Here is a 20,559-nt window from a genome sequence, read left to right on the forward strand (position 1 = left end):
ACCACCCCGGCGCCTATGCCGGGGATTTGTAAAAAGTTCACCAACATGAAAAATACGATGACAACTATTTCTATGTCAAAACGCGTTACGCCGTTGCTGGCGGCGCTGATGCTCACCGCCTGCGCGGCGCCGGAATTCAAACTGCCTGCGGTCGATACGCCGTTCGCATTCAAGGAGTCAGGTGCGGCGACCGACGAAATGACGGCGGCCGATGGGACGCGCTGGAAACCGGGACGGCCGGCCGAAGCACAACCGCGCGGCGAATGGTGGCTGGCCTTCAACGATCCAGCGCTGAGCGGCTTAATTGACGCCGCCACCATGGCCAATCAAAACCTGGCCGTGGCGGCGGCACGCGTGAAACAGGCGCGCGCCATCGCCGGTATCGCCAAGGCAGACCGGATTCCGCAAGTCGGCGTCAACGCGGGAGCGCGGCGCAGCCAACCGTCGCCGCTGGAGCTCGGTTACCCCAAAGGCGCCAAGGTCAATCCAAGCACCATCTACCAAGCGAATCTGACGGCCAGCTACGAGGTTGACCTGTTTGGCCGGGTCGCGTCGGGCGTCGGCGCCGCGACCGCCGACGCCGCCGCCAGCGAGGCGACGTATCGGTCGGTGTTGCTGTCACTTCAGGCCGATGTGGCGCGCACCTATTTCCGATTGTGTGAAACGGATGCGGAATTAGTCACCCTGGCCGAGGCTGTGAGCCTGCGGGAGAAGAGTGTGCAGGTCAATCGGCGCCGTTTCGAGCTCGGCGATATTGGTGAATTCGACTTGTCCCGCGCGCTCACGGAACTGTCCACTTCACGCGCCGAAACCATCGGCCTACGCAAGCAGCGAGTCACCAACGAGCACGCGCTGGCGGTGTTATTGGGCAAGCCGGCAAGCGATTTCGCCGTCGATGTGAATCCTTTGCTCGATGGCGCGTTCCTGCCGCTGATTCCTGCGGGTTTGCCTTCGACGCTGCTCGAGCGCCGTCCCGATATCGTCGCCGCGCAGCGCGCCATGGTGGGCGCAAACGCGCGCATAGGCGTGGCCAGGGCGGTCATGTTCCCGGCGCTCAACCTCAGCGCACAGGGCGGTGGCCTGTCCGACACCTTCGCCGATGTGTTCAGGTGGAGCAGTCGCTCCTGGGTGTTAGGAGCGCTTATGTCGATGCCCGTGATTGATGGCGGTAGAAACAAGGCCAATATTCGGCGTAGCGAAGCTGTCTTGGAGGAATCGGTTGGAGCGTACCGCCAAAGCGTGCTGGTGGCCTTCGCAGACGTCGAGGACAATCTCGCCGGCCTGCGCATTCTGGCTGGCCAGGCCGAACAGATCGAAGGCGCTGTCACTTCCGCACGCCGCTCAGCTGTCCTCGCACAGAAGCTGTATGACGCCGGCCGTTCCAGCTATCTTGATCTGCTCGACTCCCAGCGCAACCTTAGCGTGGTGGAACGCAGCGCCGTGCAGCTGCGTGGCAGTCGTGCCGAAACCACCGTTGCACTGATTCGTTCTTTGGGGGGCGGTTGGGGTGGCGCGTATTAGCAGCGGCTTCGTGTGATGAGCATGGTGGCATCGCCGCCGCTATGCGGCGGCGATGTTCTGACTCAGAGGCGGCGGGACCTATCCTTGGCATTGCAGCCATTGTTGTCCGGGATGTTAGGAACTGTGGACTCTTTATCGCGAGGGGAAGCGTCCCTATTATTGGATAAGGCAATTTGCTCATTTCCACACAGGAGTATCCCCTTGTCCAAGCTTTTTTCGCCGTTCCAGCTCGGCCGCTACACGTTGCAGCACCGAGTGGTGCACGCGCCGACGACGCGCCTACGCGCCAATCCGGACGACAGTCCCAGCGATCTGATGGTCGAATATTATTCGCAGCGCGCCTCTGCCGGAGGCCTGATCATCACCGAGTCGACCCATGTTTCCTATGACAGCCGTGGCTACCTCGGCGCGCCCGGCATTTACGAAGACAGCCATATGCCAGGTTGGCGCAAAATCGCCGACGCGGTACACGCTAAAGGTGGCGTGCTGTTCATGCAGCTGGGCCATGACGGCCGCCAGTCGCACGTTGACCTGACCGGCGGCCCGTTGCCGATCGCGCCATCGGTGGTGCCGTTCGAGACCAACGTGCTGACGCAGGATGGCTGGGTGCCCGCTTCTCCGCACCGCGCTGTCGACGTCGATGAGATCGACATGGTGATCGAGTATTACCGCAACGCTGCCATCCGCGCCAAGGCCGCCGGCCTGGACGGCGTCGAGCTGCATTCGGCCAATGGCTATCTGGCAGATACCTTTTTGCAAGACGGCACGAATAAACGCACCGACGCATACGGCGGCACGCGTGAAAAGCGCACCCGTTTTCTATTGGAGGTGGTCGAGGCCTTGGTTTCCGTATGGGGTGCGGACCGCGTCGGCGTGCGCCTGTCGCCGAGTGGGCAGTGGGGCTCGATTTTCGACTCGGATCCGGAGGCGACCTTCAGTTACGCGGCGCAGCAGCTGAACAAATTCGGCTTGGCCTATTTGCACATCATCGAGCCGCGCGTGAAGGGCGTCGAAACGCTGGATGAGCACCAGTTGCCGGTGGCATCCGAGTTCATGCGTCAATCCTTCAGTGGTCCGATCATCTCGGCCGGTGGCTTCAACGGTGATGGTGCCGAGGCGATCGTGGCCAAGGGCGATGCCGACTTGGTGGCGTTCGGCCGCTTCTTCGCATCGAATCCTGATCTTCCGTATCGCCTGCAGCACCGTTTGCCGCTGAACGAATATGACCGTGAGGCATTCTGGGGAGGGACTCATGTTGGCTACACCGATTATCCGGTGTACCAAGCTTCAGATTTCGCTGGCGTCGCTTGACCGCGGAGCGTCGACAGATTGCGTTTTGCGCGGCTGGAGAATCCACAGACGGCGGGCGATTGTTTGTTTAATTAAATTGTCTTGTGGGATGGCGCGCATCTATCTACGCCGATCCCATCGCCATAATCGCTTCATCAGGACGGACGCGAGTCCGATTCCATTCGGTCGGGAAGCGTCCGCGCTACATCGGCCTCAACTGCATATTGCAGCAACTCAAAAAAGGACTTGAAATGAAATACGTAATTACTGGCAGCGCGGGCAATGTCTCCAAACCATTGGCTGAAATGCTGTTGCAGGGAGGGCATGACGTGACCGTGGTTGGGCGCAACCCGGACAATTTAAAGGCGCTGGTCGCCAAGGGCGCTAAAGCGGCGATCGGCGACCTGCACGATGTGGCGTTCCTCACTGACGCCTTCAAGGGTGCCGACGGGGTCTATCTGATGCTGCCGCCGATGTGGAATTCGGACGATCAGAAAAAGGAGAGCATCGTTTTCGCTGAAGGATTCAAGACTGCTATTCAGGCCACTGGCGTGACCAATGCCGTCTTCCTGAGTAGCTACGGCGCCCATCGTCTGGACGACGCAGGCGCCATCAGCGGCATGGGCTTGGCGGAGAAAGTCCTCAACACGCTGGATGGCGTCAATATCCTGCATCTGCGCGCTGGCTACTTCTACACCAACCTACTGTTGTCGATTGATCTGATCAAGACGGCCGGCCACATGGGCAATATGTTCGAGATCCCAGACGGCACCTTTACTGTGGTGGACCCCGAAGACATCGCGCGCGCTGCGGCGCAAGCGCTGACCGCCGGCATCAAGGGCCATTCTTTCCGCTACATCGTCAGCGATGAATCGGGCACCGACGAAATCGCCACGCTGATCGGCAAAGAAATCGGCATTCCCGACTTGAAATGGCTGCGCGTACCGAAAGAGGACTTCCGTAACGTGTTGCTTAGCTACGGCTTCGCGAAAGGTGCCGCCAACGACTACGTCGAGATGTTTGAGACGCTCGATAGCGGCCGATTGTTCGAGCACTACGTGAGTTCGAAGGCTACCTATTCCGGCACGTCTATCGAAACTTTCGCCAAGAAATTCGCCGCAGTTTATAAGCAATAATTTCAATGTCTGGAGCGCTCGAATAGGGCGCTCCTTCCGGAGAGTAGGATGATTAAAGTCAGTGTAATGTATGCAAACGAGCCTGGTGTACGTTTTGATCATGATTACTATTGCAACGTCCATATGCCGCTGGTGAAGGCAAGACTAGGGTTTGCATACACGATTGATAGGGGCCTGTCGGGCGGCGTTGCCGGCAGTGCGCCTATCTATATCGGCATGTGTCATATTTTCAGCGAATCGGTGGCGGATTTTGAACAAGCCCTGGCGCAGCACGCGGAGGAGTTGAATGGCGACATTCAGAATTTCACGGCGATCAAGCCTGTATACCAAATCAGTGAGGTTATAGTTGGGTAGGGGCGCGGAGAACTTCAGACGCTGCGAAAACTACCGCACGCCGGTTCGACCAAGGCGTGGCCTAGGCGATAGGCGGCGACTACAGCGTGCCTAGCAAGTCCTGACCGATGCCAACCGCGCTTGTCCCACTCTTGGTCAACTGCGACAATTGGTATCTGGTCTATCCCCTGCGAATCGATGGGGGATGCGCTGTTCATCGCGATGGTGGTGAAATACTGCCGGCCGCTCCTTATCGGTGTGTGCGCTCGACTTGGGCAACCCGTCCTGGGGTTGCTCGATCCCCGACAACGGGAGGTGCATGATTATCTGTTGGCCTACCGCGACAAACATGTCGCCCGTGCCGTCAACAGCTATGAATACAACCAGCTGCGCTTGAATTATTGCGTCGACCGGGTGGCGGAAGAAGGTTGACCGATGTCAGTTGCTGGCACATTCGTGTGGTGGGCTTGAATGGCCAACGGATGGATGAATTGGTGGATCTGTGTGGCGTGTTTCTGGGGGAGGTCGAACGCGGCATCGAGGCACAGCGACTCCGCCTGCTGCCGCTTTTCCGCGCCATACCGCTCCATGAACTGCTGAGGGCAGGTCAGAGCGGGCTAGACGCTGAGCGCTTGTGAAGAGTGGCTGAGCGCCGCAAGGCATAGTGTTGGCGGAGTATTCTCGCGACTCGCGACACGGTTCCGTTAGGGGCGGTGCAGACACTCAGTTGCTAATGAGCGATAGATACTGCCATTTATTGCTGAGGCTTGCCGGCGATCAAAACGCTCAAAAAGATTGGACTGGTGCGGTGAAAAGTGTGGCAAACCTCTAAGTCATTGATTTTTATAGATGATAAACGGCCTGCAAAGCCGTTTTTCAGATTTTTCATTGACGTTGCTGCGAACCACTTGTTGAGTTAGTGATGAAGCGATGGGCGTCTGGATTCATTGCGTCGCAGTCAGGTGGCGAAGCTTTACCGATGCTACAATCGGCTTTATCCATCATCTAGTGATACTCCTCGCAGTCATGAAACCATCGGACGCTTTTCAAGCCAACCGCGCCGCGATCCGCAAGATCGTGGAACGGTATCGCGCGTGCAATCCTCGGGTATTCGGTTCAGTGGCGCAAGGCCGTGATACCGAACACAGCGATCTGGACATTCTGGTCGACCCGACACCCGAGACGACGCTGTTTGACATTGGCGCCATTAGGCATGAACTGCTGCAACTGCTAGGCGTGCCAGTTGATGTACTGACGCCGAAGGCGCTACCTGAGAAGTTTCGCGCCGCTGTCCTGGCCGAGGCCGTCGCTGTATGAGCAAGGACGGACAGCGCTTGGAGGACTATCTGGCGCATATGCTGCAGGCAATTGAACGTATCACCCGTTATACCGAACTACTGGATGAGGTAGCCTTTCTTCAAAACGAACTGGTACAGGATGCGGTGATACGCAATTTGGAAATCCTCGGTGAAGCCAGTAATAACGTTCAACGGCATTATCCAGAATTTGCAGCCCAGCATCCGGAATTGCCTCTCGCATTTGCTTACCAGATGCGCAACGCGGTTGCCCATGGATATTTCAAGGTTGATTACGAGATTGTATGGACGACCATTCACACCGATCTTCCCGGGCTGTATGGTCGGGTACAGGATGCCGTTTCCAGCTTGGCTTGAGCGTAAATTTCTGGTTTTACAGAACGTACTCGCACGCTCCCGATTGATGGTATTTTTGATGGTATTGCGGTTGGCTCTTTTTGAAATTCTTATTTAAATCAATAGCTTGGGTGCCACGTTAATAATCGAGTGGGAATGATTCCGTAGCCTGCGCCGGCTGGCGCTGTCTGGCAAATGGATGAGATTAAGCCCCTGATTTTCAGGGGCTTTTTCTTTTTGGGGCCGCCGATTTTGGCAAGCTCATGCAACGCCAAGCGAGCTGATTTGATGGTCCATCATGATGGTACGACGATTTGCAAGTAATGATGGAAGGCAATGAATACCATCAGCGTCGGCCGAGTTCGTGATGGTATACCTGATGGTCATTTTAGCTCTAAGTGACTGAATTTACTCAATAATTTCTACCGACCCAAACGGTCGGTGTGCTGATGGTATTTTCGGGAAATTCGTCGCCTTTTCCCGTGTCTAAATTAGGAAGGGGTCTTCGCCAAGTTATTGATTTTATTGAGATTTTATCGGGGTGATGGTATGGCGAAGGAGAGAATATTCCGGTCAGAAGGTGTTAGTCGTTGACGGCAATCATGTTCAGGTAATTTATGGTTCCACTTCACAAAATTCGCATTTCGACAGGACGACAAATACCATCCACATGATTGACCGCGATGTGCAGGCCACGGCTAACGTTACCGGGGTTTCATACGATCAAGCGTACGCGGAAATACTCGTGCACGAAGTCGGCCGCTGGGTATACGACTTCAGAGACACGATCGCATTCAGCTATGTCCAAACCGCCACGGAGTTCAAGCAATGGTTCTTCCCCCGCGAGGGCGAATCGTCGATATTTGGCGCTGGTATCACGGCTGAGGTCCGCGATAACGGGGAGCTTTCCGCGTAACGCGAATCTCTAACATCAATGACCTGTTTTCGAAATCCAACTCAGCGGTCGCAAGCGCGCTTAATTCAACAGCCGCTGACGTTTTCGGCACGGCAGCGCAAACAGTCGGTACATATTTCTCGCAAGACTCTGGCTATCAGGCTGCAGCAAATAGTGCACTGAGCAACTGGTCTCCGGAGCCGACCAATTACATACCGGCGTTTTACGGTGATTCGGCGGGTGATTACTCGGGTGGATGTGTTGAAATTGAATCCATTCTGCCGTGCGGTAAAACAGCTGGAGAAGTCCACGTTGGCGACGAGTTGGAATTGGCAGACGAGGAAAGCCTGCGTTCAGCAGTTGGAGTTGTGGTACGCGGAATCCATCGCAATTGCTGGGGGAGTTTGTTGCGGTCCGATTCGATGAGGCAGACGTTACGCGTTGCGGGTGGGAGAGAGTGGTCTCAGTTGATGGCGTGGGCATGATCAACGTACAGCATATCGCCGTCGGAGATCGTTCATTTTGGGCCGGGCGGCTTAAAGGACGGTATATTCTTCATCACAACATGAAAATGATTCCAGGTGATGGCGGCGGATGGGATTGGGGCTGGAATAACGTGGTCGTCAATGCAGTTCCGTTTAACTCGAACGTTGCCAGCGGACTGTACGACGAGTACGGTAGGCCAAAAGTCGGTAGTGTAGGAATCAGCAGCACGGAACTCACGTGAAGGGCCTTTCAATGCGCCAGTTTTCAGCAACCTTAATGTTTTCCGCATATTGTCTACTTTCTTTTGCCGCGACTATATCGCTTAATGCTGGGGCTCAACCCTTACAAGCGGCGGTATTGTGGATGGCAGAACCAGCTCCATTCGACCCACTTTCGGTCAACCGGAATTTTGCTGCGGGAATGGGAAGTGCAAAGTGCGCGGACCAGCAAGGCCATACTGATTGCATAGCCGTGGGAGACCATGCCGAAATGCGCTGGCGCGCAAATTCGCAGAAAAAGGGTTCTGCTGAAACAGGTTACTTGCGCCTGACGCTGAATGGTTGCGTGAACCGGCGGGAGGTTGAAGAAGTGCTGGCTGCGCCGCTTCGGCTCGATGCCAGCGGCATACCGGATCGGTCGACAGTCATTACGCTTTCCACCCGGCACTGGACGCCTGACCAAACTTGGCGCGTCGATCTGGCGTTCAATGGAGATTGCGCGACGATCTTGACGATGGCGACGGTGCCTTTCTAGTTTAAATTTAGTGCGGCTTCGACCACGCGGAGGCCGCCGACTTGGGCCGCAAAACAGTGTTCAACCATTTCGCTCGCAAGGAGGACATGTTTTTCGATCTTGACGAGGCAGCACGCATAGACATGTACGCCGCGTTGCAGACCCGCGGTCGCGATGTTGCGCCGCTCGAGGCGCTTCGCCTGTTTGCCCATCGCATCGTTAGGGAACGACAGTCCTATATTCGCTTCTTCGACGGGAGTAGGAAATTCATCGAGACGATCAACGCCCGCGAAACACTCAAGGCACGTGCTCGGGCCATCCGAGATGAATTGACCGAGTCGATTAGTGCAGCTCTGGCCGGTACCGTCGGTAGAGAACCAGAAGATCTGGACGCGGAACTCGCCGCGACCCTGCTTGTCGCATGCTGGGCATTAGATGCCGCCGATGTCACGGAAGTCCACGCCATGTGCATACAAAAAAGCATGCGCCGTTGCTAGCAGAACTACTAACCAACGCCGCCACCTGTTCTCACTGACCGCATCGATGCACTCGGTGCGTTCAGGCTGACCGGCCCATCGAGAACAGGTAAGTCTTGGATCGCCTGCGCGCTGGGCAACCATGCTTGCCGCCTTGGCTTGTCGTTTTATTTTGTGCGCCTGCCAGCGTCTTGTTGCGCTTCGCGTAGCGCCTGATATTGCATGAAGCCGGCCCAGAAAACGAACGCCCGGGCAAGCGCGGCGATTAGGGCGTTAAACCTCCAAAAGAGTCGCTAGTTTGGCCGTATTCAGCCAACGCCTGTGAGATATCGTTCATTGATAACACATCTGTTGGCGACGCATTGATGCGACGGGATCGATTGTCGCTCGAAGTTTGTGATGCTACAGGCTGGCTTTCGCGGCTTTTGATGGTTTGAGCAGGGACCGCCAGCGCTTTGTGGACTATCTGGCCCATATGCTGCAGGCCATTGAACGCATCATTTGCAGATTCATCGGCGGTCAGCCAGCCTGCCAGCCTCCGCCTAGAGCTTTGTAGAGCGACACCGTGGCTTGCAGGCGTTTGAGTTTCAGTAGTCCTAGCTCATTTTGCAGGTCCGACAGGTTGCGCTGGGTATCGAGCACAGTCATCAAGTCTTCCGCTCCGGCCTTGTAGCGGATCTCCGACAAATTGAACGCAAGACGTGTCTGCTCCAGTTCCACCTCTTTCAACCGACGCTGCTCGTCCAGACTGTTGATTTGGCCCAGCACGGTATCCACTTCCGCCAAAGCTGCGAGGACGGTCGAGCGATAGGTCTGCACCAGTTCCTGTTTTTGTTCGATGGCAAGATCACGCTCGGTCCGCAGACGCCCGCCATCGAAAATCGGCGCTACCAGCGACGCCCCGACATTCGCGAACAAATTCTGTGCGTTGAGCAGCGACCTCAAGGCGCTGCTTTGCGTGCCCGTCGAACCAGTCAGACGTATGCTGGGAAACAATGCCGCGCGCGCTGCGTCGATGTTCGCGCTGGCGGCCGCCAGCAGCGCTTCCGACCGCTGAATATCGGGGCGCCGCGATAGTAACTCGGACGGCATGCCCGGCGTCACGTCGGGCAAGCCGATGGTGGCGAGTCCGCTATTGCTGATGCTGAAAGTTTGCGGCGACCGGCCGAGCAAGATCGCCAACGCGGATTGCGCCTCGCGCTGCTGCTGCAGCAAATCGGGGATGGCGGCATGTTGGCTGGCGACTGCGGAACGTTGACGTGCCAGGTCGACCGACGTGGCGGCACCGACGCTGCTCTGCGCTTCGTCCAGCGACAGCACATGCTCCGCTGTCCTGGCGTTCTCGCGCGCCACGTCGAGACGGTCGTGCAGCGACAACAGTTTTAGATAAGTCGACACGATACCGCTGGTGACAGTGAGGGCAACGGTCTGACGATCGTAGAAATTGGCACGGAGAGATGCCTCGGCTGCGGTAACGCTGGCAGCGTTTTTGCCCCAAAAATCAAGTTCATAAGACACCTGCAACAAGCCGCTCGACGAAACGTTGGCGTTGTGATTGCCCGCGAGCGGCAGATCCCGGCTGGCGCCGGCGTAGGCATCGACGGATGGCAGTAGCGCGACCCCGGCAATCCGCGCCTGCGCCGCCGCCTGGCGAACCCGCGACAGCGCGGCGGCCAGTTCCAGATTGCTTTCCTGCCCCTCGCGCACCAGTTGGCTCAGCTCGTCGCTACCGAAGCGTTTCCACCAGTGGGTATCCGGCCATGCCTGCTGGCCCGGCTTGCCGGCCTGCGACCAGCCGGCCGGCAATTCAACTGCCGGCACCACTTCAGTCACGGGAATCTTGTGCGCGCACCCGGCCAGCAAAACGCCGGCGAGGCTCGCCGCCAGCATGGACGCGCGCGGTACGCAAGCCAGAGTCAAGCCGCAGTGCGCAGTGCGTTGGCTCATGGCTTACCCACCGCCGCCGCTGGCTTGGGCTGCAGCGCCGGTGCCGGCACCGGACCGACCAGCACTTGCTCGCCCGCCTCCAGCCCGGAGAGCACCTGTGCCTGCTGAGCGGTGCGCAAGCCGATTTTCACTTTACGCGCCACGATCCGCCGGTCGAGGTTCACCACAGAAACCTGATACATTCCCGCCGCATCACGCGTGCCAAGCAAATTGGCCGGCAGCAGCAACGCATCCTTGGCCTGGGCGACGATGAATTGCACGTGCGTCGTCATGCCGCTCATGAGTTCCTGTTGCGGATTATCGACTTCAAACAGAACGTTGTAGAAAGTCTGCTTGCCTTGCTCGCCCGTTCCCTCGGCCGGTACCGGAAGCACCTGGCGCAGTTTGCCCGACCAGGTGCGGCCGGGATAACCGGGCGTCTGGAAGTTGGCGGTTATGCCGCGCCGCAGGCCCGTCACATCGATCTCCGCCACGCGTGCCTGGACCGTCATTTGCGACAGATCGGCAATGCGCATCAAAGGCAAGCCCGCCTGGCCGACGCCTACCGTTTGCCCGGGGCGCGCGTTCACCGCCACCACGGTCCCCGATAACGGCGCGAGCACCTGCGTGTGCCGGCTGCTTTCTTCATCGAATTTCAGCGTCGCCTCCAGCTGTTGGATCTGCGCGTTGATGGCGTCCGTCCGGGCGCGCGCCGAAGACAAGCTCATGCGACTCGATTCAAAGCTTTCCTCGCGGGTGGCATTTTGTGCCTTGAGCTGTGTCTGGCGCTTGAATTGCAACTCGGCGAAGTCGGTCTGGGCCTGTTGGTCCGCCAGTTCGGCCCGCAGCCGCGCCATTTGAGCGCGATTAGTCTCCATCTGGTTGGCGCGGATCGCAGGCGAGATCTCCATCACCAGCTTGCCTTCCTGCACCGCGTCGCCGACTGCAAACAGTACATTTTTGATCTGGCCGGCGACTTGGACATTCGCATCCGCGAACCGGTGGAATTGCAATTTTCCGATGGCGTCGACCGTTTGCTCCAGGTCGCCGCGCCGCACGGTTACCGTGTCGAGCTTGACCTCTGTCACCTCCGCCGCCGGCGGCGCTTCCGGTGAGTCCGTTGCTTGTGCTAAGGGAATATTTACACTCAGTGCCAGCACCAAAAAGGCGCTGGCGGAAATAGGGCGGTGAGAGCTGGCTTTTTCGTCGTTCATCAGTTTTACATTATTAAAAACAGCGGTCATTTTAGCGCACTCATGCGCCGGTATCGGGTAGCCGGGGATGGAAACGCGCTATGATCCTGTTGACAACACAATTCCTGTCGCCAGCCATCAACTCAACGAAAGCCAGACCGATATGCCCACTCCCGATCCGCGCCGCGGTTCCATGCTGTTGTTGTTGCCTATTGCCTTAATACTGGCCGTTATCGCCGCGCTGTTCGCGTGGGTGGGTGGCTGGTTCGGCAACCATCAGCTGACACCACAAAAAATGATGGACTTCGCCGAGACCTCGGGCGCTCAAGCTCAGGGATTCCGGCGTGCGCATAGCAAGGGCGTCTGCTTTGCCGGTACGTTCGCGCCGACTCCTGACGCGGCCAAGCTGTCGAAGGCCCGCGCGTTCTCTCAGCCGTCGATCGCCGTCATCGGCCGCTTTTCCGCTTCCTCCAACAACCCCTATGCGCCGGACGGCGCTTCGCCGGTGCGCGGGATGGCCGTGCAGCTCAAGACGGACGACGGCCAGGAGTGGCGCATCGCGATGAACAGTTTCCCTTTCTTTGCCACAGCCACGCCGCAGGCATTTCAGGCGATGAACGAGGCCGGCAAACCCGATCCCGCCACAGGCAAGCCCGATCCGGAGAAGATGAAGGCGGTGCTGGCCGCGAATCCGGAGATCGGCGCGTTCCTGGCCTGGGCCAAAGCAGCGCCCCGGTCGGACAGTCTGGGCAGTACGCGGTTCAACGGCGTGAACGCTTTCCGCTTGACGGACGCGGCCGGTACCGACCGGATGGTACGCTGGTCGATGCGTCCGCGGCTGCCGTTCGCGGCGATGAGCCCCGAGCAGCTGAAGGCGGCGGATCCCAATTTTCTGATGGAAGACCTGGACCGGCGCCTTGCCTCGCGTCCGCTGATCTGGGACATGGTGGTGCAATTCGCCGCGCCTGGCGATCCGATCACGGATCCGTCGAAGGCGTGGCCCGACACCAGGCCGGAGACCACCATCGGTACCCTGACCGTGGTGCATGCCGAAGAGCAGGCGAGTGGTCCTTGCCGCGACCTTAATTTCGACCCCTTGATACTTCCGGACGGCATTGTCGGCAGTGCGGATCCGATTTTGCATGCCCGTTCTGCGGCGTACTCGGTGTCCTTCAACCGCCGCGAACGCGAGATCAGCGAAGGCAAATTCGCCCATCCTATTGGCCAGAACGGGAGCGCCCGATGAACCGCCCACAGCACTTCAATCTTCTTGCCCGGCTGCTGCACTGGGCCATGGCCATCGCCATTGTGACCATGCTGTTTGTGGGTGCCGGCATGGTGGTGTCACTGCAGTACCGGACCCAACTGCTGGCATTGCATCGCCCGCTGGGCATTGCGATTCTGTTGCTGGCCATCGTGCGCCTCGTCAATCGCCTGACCCGGCCGACGCCAGCACTGCCGAGCGACCTGCCGGCTATCCAGAAATTCGCCGCGCATGCGTCGCACTGGCTGTTGTACGCTCTGATGCTGGCGATGCCGGTGATCGGCTGGGCGATGTTGTCGGCTGGCGGCTATCCGATCCCCATGTTCGGCGGCATGCACTTGCCAGCCATCGTGCCGCATAGCGCGGAGGCATATGGTTTGCTGCGTCCGCTGCACGGCGCGCTGGCATATCTGCTCTTCCTGACCATTCTGGGGCACCTTGGTGCTGCGCTGTTTCATGCCTGGGTGCGGCGCGACGAAGTGTTCGGCCAGATGGCCAAGGGCGATTCGCAGTAGTTCAGCACACCAAGGCCGGTCCTTTCGCGGCGCGGATCGGTCAGTGGTTTTCTTGGTGGGATGACGTCGCAGCTTGCAATTCGTGATCGTCGACGACGGCAGTAGCCTCGCCGAGTGTGACTGCTGCGGCACTTGACAAGGCAGTTGCTTGCTCCGCTGCCAGGTCGGCGGCCGCCTTTTCTTTTTCGGCCTTCTCGGCTTCTTCTTGCTTCGCTTTCTTCTGCCTGGCTTTCTCCTTATCGACTTCGTGCCAAGCCAACGCGACCTTGGACGAGAAGGCGTAGCCGGCAAACAGCAGCGACAATAGTTGCAGGAAGGGCAGCAGCGCCGGCAGAATCCCGCCTTCAATGACGAGGCTGTGAAGACTCTGGACGACGCCGACGAGTTCGCCGTGGATCATTTCATCTTGTTTGATCCTGAACCCGTTGAGCAGCGTGTTGCTCAGCCTGTCGACGATTGTAGCCACGTCGGCTTCGGGTCCGTACGCAATTTTCCGGCCGAGCAGGTCGAGATCCTTGGCGACGGCTGCGCACCCCAGCTGACGGTAGGGTAGGGCCTGGCAAAAATCAGGAGGGAGCGCGGCGTTGATTTTTTCCTTGATGGGACCAATACGCTGCAGGCGCTGGTCAGCGACCAGCAGGTCGAAGGCCAGTCCTTGCTGAAAATATGGCACGATGAAGGCCAACAGCGCGCCTACTGCCGCTAATTCGGCGCGTCGCTTCATGCGAACGGTGTACAGACTGGCATTGCGGGACGCCGGTGGGTCTCGGAGTTCGCGCAGCTTGCCCCATACGCGTGCCGCAGTCAACACTATCACCAGCAGCGCGAAAACGGCGTAGTAGTAGCGGACCACGCTGTTTTGGAGCTGGTGGCATCTCCGTTTCGGCGCGCATTGGGACCGCTAACCGCCGATCTGCCTGAAGGGGTCCAAGGCCAGATCGATCATGCGGCGCTCGCGCACTACGATCTCGGCCACGGCGGCCATGCCGTAGCGTAGCGGGTAGGAGGTATCGCCGATGCGGTAGTGATCTTGCTGTAGCGCGATGCGTCCCTCATACACCGCCTGTTTGCTGAGCGCCGACACCTTTGTGGCCGGCGAAATGAATTGCAAGGTTCCTTTGATCAGCCCATAGCGTTGATAAGGAAACGCGTTGAATTTGATTTGCACCGCCAATCCTTCGCGCAGGAATCCCCGGTCGTTTTCGGCGATCTCGATTTTCAGGATCGGCCGCGCGTCTTTCGGTGCGATGCCGCCCAGCGGCGAGTTGGCCTGGATCTTGTCGCCGGGCTGGGTCGATGTCACGTCGGTGATCACGCCGTCCACCGGGGCGACGATCAGCAGGAAGTTGTCCTTGTCGATGTTCTCGAACTTGATGCGCGCGGCGGCGTCCGCCACCAGCCGCGCCGTCTGCACTTGCAGTTTGAGCTTGTCCTCGGCGTTGGCGACTTCCCGGTCCGCCGATTCGGACTGCAAGCGCAATTTGGTCAGCTCCTGCCCGCTGGTCTCCAGCTGCGACTTGGCTTGGGTGAATTCGAGGCTTTGCCGTGCGCTCAATTCGCTGAAGCGCGCTTGTGCGACGCGCATCGCGTTTTCGGCGGCCAGCAGTGCTTGCTTCTTGCCTTCGACCTGCAACTGCGACACGCCGCCGCCACCGGACATGGCGAACAGACGCGCGTACTTGTCGGCCTCGTCCTTGGCGGCGTCGCGCGCGCGCTTGGCGTCGTCCATATTGGTGCGCGCCTCCTGCACTTGCGCTTGCTGGCCCGCGATGACTTTGCTGGTGCCTTCCGCCAGGCGCCGTTGATGCTGGCGCGCTTCAACTTCGGTGGCTTCCTTGAGCGCGGCGGCCCGGCGTTCCATTAGTGCCTTCTTTTCGGGGAACTCCTTCCATTCGCGTTCCGCGTCCTCAAGCCTGAGCCGTGCTTCGAGCGCGTTCTTGGCCGCTTCGATCGCGCCGCGCGCATACAGCCTGGCCACCACGTCGCCCTTGAGCACGGGCTGCCCTTCGGCGATGTAGATGCTGGACAGCTCGCCGTCGATCGGCGCATACAGCCGCCGCACTTCGGACGCGGGCACCAGCGTGCCGGGCGCGGTGACCAGCACGTCGGCGTGGCCGAAGAAGGACCAGGCCAGCCCGACCAGCACCAGTGCGACCATGGTGTAGACCACCGCCCGCGTGAAGCGCCACGGTTCGGCCGTCAGGATCGAGATGCCTTCGGCGCTGTGGTCCTCCAGCGCCGTCGTCAATGGTTTAAGGAGACTTTTGTTCATGGTCGAGACCTCCGGCGGACAAGGCCAGCTTGCGCACGTGGCTGAGCGTGCCGGCATAAATGTCGCGATATTCGGGTACGTACGATGAGATGGTGGAAAACGCGCGTTGATGTTGTTCGGTGTTGTCGTCCCATTGCTTGAGTATCAGCTTGATGCGGGCGGCGTCGGCCGCGCCGGCCGACGCCGCCTGCGCGCCGCCGCGCGCGTCGACGAATTTCTCGATGTCGCCGATCCACGCCAGCTCGTCCACCAGCGCTTGCAGTTCGCCGTTCTGGCGCGCCGACTGGCGCATGCGCGCCACCACCGCCGCCGCCCGGTCGAATTGGCGGGACTTCAGCAACGCGCCCCATGCCGGGACGTTGGCTTTCAGTTGCGCCTGCGTCGACAGGTTGCGCAGCGCGGCGTTGTCCGGATCGCGCGCCAGGGCTTCCGTGGCGATCACGGCTGCCTTGGCATAGTCGCCGTCGGCGAGCATTTGCTGCGCGTCGCGCTCCGGCGCACCGGAGACGTACATCGCCAGCGACACGACGACCAGCGCGGCCAGCGCGGCCAGCGCGACCCGCTGCACCCATCCGCCGGCGCCGCCGAGGAGCGATCTCAATTCCGCGAGGAAGGTCGCGTGCTGTCCTTTGGGATGCGATGGTGCGCTGGCGGCGGGCTCGGCGCTGTCATCGCGCTCGGGTTCCGGGGCCGGCTCGACACAGAAGATGTCGAGGAATGAATCGGCCGCCGCGACGAAGGTGGTCTTGTCGGCATCGATGGCCGGCGCGGCCGCGCGGGCGTAGCGCGTCACGGTCGGATCCACCGTGGGGTCGTCCCATTGGGCGCTGACCCGGTAGACGAAATGATGGCCGCCGAACGCGATGATATTGCCCTCCGCCAGCGCGACGGCATGTTCGTCCAGCCGTACACCATCGACGAAAGTGCCGTTGGTGCTGCCGAGGTCTTCGATCTGCGGTTGGCCCTGCTGGAGGAAGATGTGCGCGTGGCGCCGCGACAGGTAATTCACCTGGTGGGGAAAGCTGTCCTGGTAGCGGGCGAAGGCATGGTCGGTCTTGCTGATCAGGAAGGGAAATTCGGTGACGATGATCGGCTGCAGCCCGTGCTCGTCCGACTCGGGAAGCAGCATCAGGCTGGCGAGCGTGGCCGTCGGCGGCGGCGCCGGTCCGCCGTCCACCAGTTTCAACCTGAACGACAGGGCGCGCCCGAAGCCGATTTCGTCGCCGTCGCCGAGACGGGCGATGGTTTGCCGCAGCGGCACGCCGTTGACGGTGCTGCCGTTCTTGCTGTCGAGGTCGGCAAGATAGACCGCGCCGCCTTCGCAGAAGACGCGCGCATGACGGCGCGACAGATCGGCCACGACCTCGGCGGGGTAGGTGTCGAACGGCGCTTCGCTGCGGCCGACCGCGAACAGGCTGCCGTCGATGCGGATCTCGGCGAGATCGGCCGGAACGATGGGCTGGAGCACGATCATGCGCTGCCGGTCTCCGGCGGGCTTGGCCTCGGCGATCCCATGGCCGCCATCGCTGTCAATCGCCGGACGCATGGCGCACATCTACCGGTGCCCAGCCGCCGCCCAGCGCCTTGTACAGCGTCACCGTGTCCGACAGGATCTGCTGATGGTTCGCCAGCAAGGCCAGTTCGGCCGACAGCAGGGAGCGCTCGGACTCGAACACATCCAGCTGCGACACCAGCCCTTCCTTGAGCTGCGCCTCGATCTGAACCGACACCGTGCGCAGCTGCTCGGCCTGCTGTTGCAATTCGGTGCGCTGGCGCCGGTGGGCATCGAGGTTGACCAGCGCGTTTTCGACTTCCTCGAAGGCGGCCATCACGGTGGCGCGATATTGCTGTTCCGCGACCTGGGTGCGCGCCTCGCTGGTCTTGATGCGGGCCTTGACGCTGGGATCGAAGATCGGGAAGTTGATGCTCGGCAGCAGGCCGACGGTGAAGGACTTGAGCAGGCTGCCCAGCGCGAAGCTGGCCGTGCCGCCGTGGCCGGTCATGCTGATCGAAGGCAGCTGCGCCAGCTTGGCCTGGCCGACCAGCTCGTAGGCGACCAGTACCCGGTACTCGGCGGCGACGATGTCGGGCCGGCGCTTGAGCAGCTGCGAGGGCAGCCCCTCCGGCACCAGCGGCAGTTGCACGCGTCGCTGCAGGTAGCCCTTGGGCACGACGAAGTCGCCGGCCGGCACCGCCACCAGCGTGGACAGCGCGTTGCCGGCCAGTGCGCGCAGGCGGCGCAATTCGATCAGGTCGTTCGATAGCCGGTTGACCTCGGCTCCCTGTTGCATCACGCGCGTCTGCGGCAGCAAGCCGCTTCCGCCCATCGTCCGGTAGGTCGACAGGATTTGCTCGCTCTTGGCCAGGGTGTTCTGCTGCTGGTCGATCTGCTCGTCGAATTGCAGGATCTGGAAATAGGTGGTGGCGACGTCGGCGGCCAGCTTCAGGTAGCCGGCGCGCCATTCGGCTTCGGTCGCCTGGTATTCGGCGGTCTGGGCCTGCACGCCTTTTTCCACCTTGCCCCAGATGTCGATATCCCAGTTGACCTGGGTGCCGAGATTGTATTGCTTGCGGAAATTCTGGCCGGTGCTTTTTTCGAAGCTGGCGCCGGCGCCGGCGTCCAGCGTCGGCAGGGCGCCGGCGCGCGCTTCGCCGATCTCGGCGCCCGCCACGCCGATCCGCGCGGCCAGCACCTTGAGGTCGAAGTTGCCGTTGGCGGCCTGGTCCACCAGCCCGTTCAGATAGGGATCCTGGAATTGCTTCCACCAATCGACCGTGATGGTGTCGCTGGCCGAGACCGGCCGCGCCTGGCTCTGCGACCAGCCGGCCTTGGCGGGCACCGTGGGCTGCTGGTAGGGTTGCTGGCTGACGTCGGCGCAGCCGGCCAGCAGCGCTGCGGCAAACAAGGCGATCGGCGTGCTCAAGCGGCGCATGGCGGCTCCCATCCTCGTGAATCGACAAACACCTTGAACAGGCGCGGGTCGAGGTGGCCGGCGCGGCATTCCGCATCCATCAGGTCGAGCGCGTGTTCCGCCGGCACCGCCTGCTTGTAGGGGCGGTCGCGCGCCGTCAGGGCGTCATAGATGTCGCTGATGGTGAGGATGCGGGTCTGGATGCTGATCTGACTACCCTTCAGTCCCATCGGGTAGCCGGAGCCATCCAGTTTTTCATGGTGGCCATGGGCGATCGCCGGCACGCCCGCCAGCTCGCGGGTCCAGGGGATCAGGATCAGGAATGAATAGGAGTCGACCACGTGGTCTTCGATCTGGCGTCGTTCGTCGGGGGTCAGGCAGCCGCGCGGGATGCTCAGGGCCGCCAGTTCGTCGTCGTCCAGCAGATGGAACGGTTCGCCATCGGCGTGGTGGCATGCATACTCGCGGATCGGCCGCAGCTGCGGCGCGGCGGCGCCCGCCGAGATCGCGGGTTCGTTGGCGGCGACTATCGTGGCGAAGAAGGCGTCGAGCCGCGCCGCTTCGATGCGCAGGTCGCGCTCGATGCCGTCCTTGCGCCGGCGGAATTCATCGAGCCCCAGCTGTTCCCGCAGATGCTGCTGTACCAGCTCGCGCCACGCCTGCCGTTCCAGGCACGACCTGGCGTAACGGAAGCGCTGTTCGAGCAGGCGCATGTCGGCCTGATGCAGCTTCTTCTCCTTGCGCAAGATGTGCTCGCGTACGCCCACCTTGCCGAAGTCATGCAGCAGGGCGGCGTAGTGGATTTCGCGCAGTTGCTCGCGGGTGAAGGTGATGCGGCGTAGCTCGTGATCGTCCGAGCGGTCCAGCGCGCATGCGAGCCGGTCGGCGTATTCGGCGACGCGGAAGGAATGGCCGGCGGTGACCGGGTCGCGTTCCTCGATCGCCTGCACCGAGGCGCTGACAAAGCCGTCCAGCAAGCCCTTGATGTCGGCGTAGAGCTGAAAATTCTTCAGTGCGACGGCGGTTTCGGCACACACGCCGGTCAGGATCTCCAGGTCGGCGGCGCTGAACGCGAACGGGTCGGTCGAGGTGTCGACCTGGATCAGGCCCAGGACCTCGTCGCCGATAATCAGCGGCACGCACATCACGCTCAGGATGGCCTGGGCGACGATCGAGTCTTGCGAGGAATAGTGGCGGTCGGACAGGGTATCGGTCGACAGGATCGCGCGCTTCTTGTTCAGCACCTCGTCGACGATGGTGTGCGAGATGCGGATCGTGGCCGGATCCTGCATGCTGCCGTCGCGGCGCCGCGCGGCGACCGGCTTCGGCGGGTCGCGCTCGCTTTCCTTGAGCAGGATGAAGGCGCGTTCGGCCGCCGGGAACAGGTCGAAGATGAAATTCATGATCCGTTCGATCAGGGTGGCGCGGTCGGTCACGGCGCCCAGTGCGATGCTCACCTGCGCCATCGCATGCAAGCGCAGCACGGAGATTTCCAGGTCGCTCGGCGCGGCGCTGGCCGGGGCGTCGTGCGGTGCGGCGTAGCGGGTCGCATCGACCGAGCTGGTGATCACCGGCGGCATGCTGTCGCGCGCGGGAATCACCAGCGAATGGAACACCATCTGCGCCGACGACAGCGACAGTTCGTCGCCATCGTGCAGCGGGTGCCAGGCGCCGGGTGCGAGGCGCTGCCCGCGTACGAAGGTGCCGTTGCGCGAATGCAGGTCTTCGATGAAGTAGCAGGCGCCGCGGCGGCGGATGCGCGCGTGGCGACGGCTGATGGTTTCTTCCGGTACGCACACGAATTTGTCGGACGCGAGCGCGTCCTGCGGATCGCGTCCGACCACCGCCTCGTCGTGCAGCGGAAGCACGACCGGCTTGGCCGACGCGGTGCCGATCAGTTCCAGATAGGCTGAAACGGCGCTGCCGGTCGCTGCGATTGCCAGTGGCGTGTCCATG

22 protein-coding genes are annotated in these 20,559 nt (G+C 60.8%); 14 read left to right on the forward strand and 8 right to left on the reverse strand.

Annotation, left to right across the window (positions count from 1 at the left end; translation table 11 throughout):
- Positions 1-45: 45 nt before the first annotated feature.
- The 5 genes from GW587_RS12675 (at position 46) to GW587_RS12695 (ending at position 4,712) form a co-directional block, all read left to right on the forward strand.
- A complete protein-coding gene (locus GW587_RS12675) occupies positions 46-1,521 on the forward strand; it encodes an efflux transporter outer membrane subunit (protein ID WP_229259423.1) in 1,476 nt (491 codons plus the stop codon).
- A 201-nt stretch (positions 1,522-1,722) separates the two neighbouring features.
- On the forward strand, positions 1,723-2,832 hold the full coding sequence (locus GW587_RS12680; protein WP_166103186.1) for an alkene reductase: 1,110 nt from the start codon (positions 1,723-1,725) through the stop codon (positions 2,830-2,832).
- 230 nt (positions 2,833-3,062) lie between these two features.
- Positions 3,063-3,947 carry an NmrA family NAD(P)-binding protein gene (locus tag GW587_RS12685; RefSeq protein WP_166103188.1) on the forward strand — a complete coding sequence of 295 codons (885 nt, stop codon included), beginning with the start codon at positions 3,063-3,065 and terminating at the stop codon, positions 3,945-3,947.
- Between the two features lie 48 nt (positions 3,948-3,995).
- Positions 3,996-4,301: an EthD family reductase gene (locus tag GW587_RS12690; RefSeq protein WP_166103191.1), complete on the forward strand. Its 306-nt coding sequence runs from the start codon at positions 3,996-3,998 to the stop codon at positions 4,299-4,301.
- 177 nt (positions 4,302-4,478) lie between these two features.
- Positions 4,479-4,712, forward strand: a complete 234-nt coding sequence (locus tag GW587_RS12695) for a hypothetical protein (protein ID WP_166103194.1) — start codon at positions 4,479-4,481, stop codon at positions 4,710-4,712.
- Positions 4,713-5,034: 322 nt separating this feature from the next.
- Here GW587_RS12695 and GW587_RS31645 read toward each other — a convergent pair whose 3' ends face one another.
- The gene (locus GW587_RS31645; protein WP_267878079.1) at positions 5,035-5,169 is read right to left on the reverse strand and encodes a hypothetical protein; all 135 of its coding nucleotides are present in this window, start codon (positions 5,167-5,169) and stop codon (positions 5,035-5,037) included.
- Between the two features lie 137 nt (positions 5,170-5,306).
- On the opposite strand from GW587_RS31645, the gene GW587_RS12700 reads away from it, so the two are divergent.
- From GW587_RS12700 to GW587_RS31845, 7 genes are all read left to right on the forward strand, one after another.
- Positions 5,307-5,597, forward strand: a complete 291-nt coding sequence (locus GW587_RS12700; RefSeq protein ID WP_166103197.1) for a nucleotidyltransferase family protein — start codon at positions 5,307-5,309, stop codon at positions 5,595-5,597.
- Entirely contained in the window at positions 5,594-5,953 is a 360-nt protein-coding gene (locus tag GW587_RS12705) for a HepT-like ribonuclease domain-containing protein (protein ID WP_166103199.1), read from the forward strand. The genes GW587_RS12700 and GW587_RS12705 overlap by 4 nt, the downstream gene beginning before the upstream one ends.
- Before the next feature lie 559 nt (positions 5,954-6,512).
- Positions 6,513-6,848 (forward strand): hypothetical protein, encoded by a 336-nt coding sequence (locus tag GW587_RS12710; RefSeq protein WP_166103202.1) that lies wholly within the window; start codon positions 6,513-6,515, stop codon positions 6,846-6,848.
- Between the two features lie 460 nt (positions 6,849-7,308).
- Positions 7,309-7,554: a hypothetical protein gene (locus tag GW587_RS12715; protein ID WP_166103205.1), complete on the forward strand. Its 246-nt coding sequence runs from the start codon at positions 7,309-7,311 to the stop codon at positions 7,552-7,554.
- Entirely contained in the window at positions 7,551-8,066 is a 516-nt protein-coding gene (locus GW587_RS12720; RefSeq protein ID WP_166103207.1) for a hypothetical protein, read from the forward strand. Before GW587_RS12715 ends, GW587_RS12720 begins: the two co-directional genes overlap by 4 nt.
- A gap of 86 nt (positions 8,067-8,152) precedes the next feature.
- Complete coding sequence (locus GW587_RS12725) at positions 8,153-8,542, forward strand: hypothetical protein (RefSeq protein WP_166103210.1); 390 nt, start codon at positions 8,153-8,155, stop codon at positions 8,540-8,542.
- A 66-nt stretch (positions 8,543-8,608) separates the two neighbouring features.
- Positions 8,609-8,737 carry an ATP-binding protein gene (locus tag GW587_RS31845; RefSeq protein ID WP_207393486.1) on the forward strand — a complete coding sequence of 43 codons (129 nt, stop codon included), beginning with the start codon at positions 8,609-8,611 and terminating at the stop codon, positions 8,735-8,737.
- Between the two features lie 303 nt (positions 8,738-9,040).
- Here GW587_RS31845 and GW587_RS12735 read toward each other — a convergent pair whose 3' ends face one another.
- The gene (locus GW587_RS12735) at positions 9,041-10,468 is read right to left on the reverse strand and encodes an efflux transporter outer membrane subunit (RefSeq protein ID WP_229259424.1); all 1,428 of its coding nucleotides are present in this window, start codon (positions 10,466-10,468) and stop codon (positions 9,041-9,043) included.
- On the reverse strand, positions 10,465-11,661 hold the full coding sequence (locus tag GW587_RS12740) for an efflux RND transporter periplasmic adaptor subunit (protein WP_166103212.1): 1,197 nt from the start codon (positions 11,659-11,661) through the stop codon (positions 10,465-10,467). Before GW587_RS12740 ends, GW587_RS12735 begins: the two co-directional genes overlap by 4 nt.
- A 67-nt stretch (positions 11,662-11,728) precedes the next feature.
- On the opposite strand from GW587_RS12740, the gene GW587_RS12745 reads away from it, so the two are divergent.
- Both GW587_RS12745 and GW587_RS12750 read left to right on the forward strand, forming a co-directional pair.
- Positions 11,729-12,886 (forward strand): catalase family peroxidase, encoded by a 1,158-nt coding sequence (locus tag GW587_RS12745; RefSeq protein WP_229259425.1) that lies wholly within the window; start codon positions 11,729-11,731, stop codon positions 12,884-12,886.
- Positions 12,883-13,419, forward strand: coding sequence for a cytochrome b (locus GW587_RS12750; protein WP_166103215.1), 537 nt, complete (start codon positions 12,883-12,885; stop codon positions 13,417-13,419). The genes GW587_RS12745 and GW587_RS12750 overlap by 4 nt, the downstream gene beginning before the upstream one ends.
- Before the next feature lie 40 nt (positions 13,420-13,459).
- Here GW587_RS12750 and GW587_RS12755 read toward each other — a convergent pair whose 3' ends face one another.
- Genes GW587_RS12755 through GW587_RS12775 form a run of 5 tightly spaced genes read right to left on the reverse strand, consistent with a single transcriptional unit; the run spans position 13,460 to position 20,558 of the window.
- A complete protein-coding gene (locus GW587_RS12755) occupies positions 13,460-14,272 on the reverse strand; it encodes a hypothetical protein (protein ID WP_166103218.1) in 813 nt (270 codons plus the stop codon).
- A gap of 48 nt (positions 14,273-14,320) precedes the next feature.
- Entirely contained in the window at positions 14,321-15,691 is a 1,371-nt protein-coding gene (locus GW587_RS12760) for a beta-barrel domain-containing protein (protein WP_166103221.1), read from the reverse strand.
- Positions 15,672-17,237 carry an FHA domain-containing protein gene (locus tag GW587_RS12765; protein ID WP_166103223.1) on the reverse strand — a complete coding sequence of 522 codons (1,566 nt, stop codon included), beginning with the start codon at positions 17,235-17,237 and terminating at the stop codon, positions 15,672-15,674. The genes GW587_RS12760 and GW587_RS12765 overlap by 20 nt, the downstream gene beginning before the upstream one ends.
- Entirely contained in the window at positions 17,221-18,636 is a 1,416-nt protein-coding gene (locus GW587_RS12770) for an efflux transporter outer membrane subunit (protein WP_371875585.1), read from the reverse strand. Before GW587_RS12770 ends, GW587_RS12765 begins: the two co-directional genes overlap by 17 nt.
- Entirely contained in the window at positions 18,612-20,558 is a 1,947-nt protein-coding gene (locus tag GW587_RS12775) for an HD domain-containing phosphohydrolase (protein WP_166103228.1), read from the reverse strand. The genes GW587_RS12770 and GW587_RS12775 overlap by 25 nt, the downstream gene beginning before the upstream one ends.
- Position 20,559 lies beyond the last annotated feature (1 nt).

Source organism: Duganella aceris, assembly GCF_011090165.1.
Taxonomy (GTDB): Bacteria; Pseudomonadota; Gammaproteobacteria; order Burkholderiales; family Burkholderiaceae_D; genus Rugamonas; species Rugamonas aceris.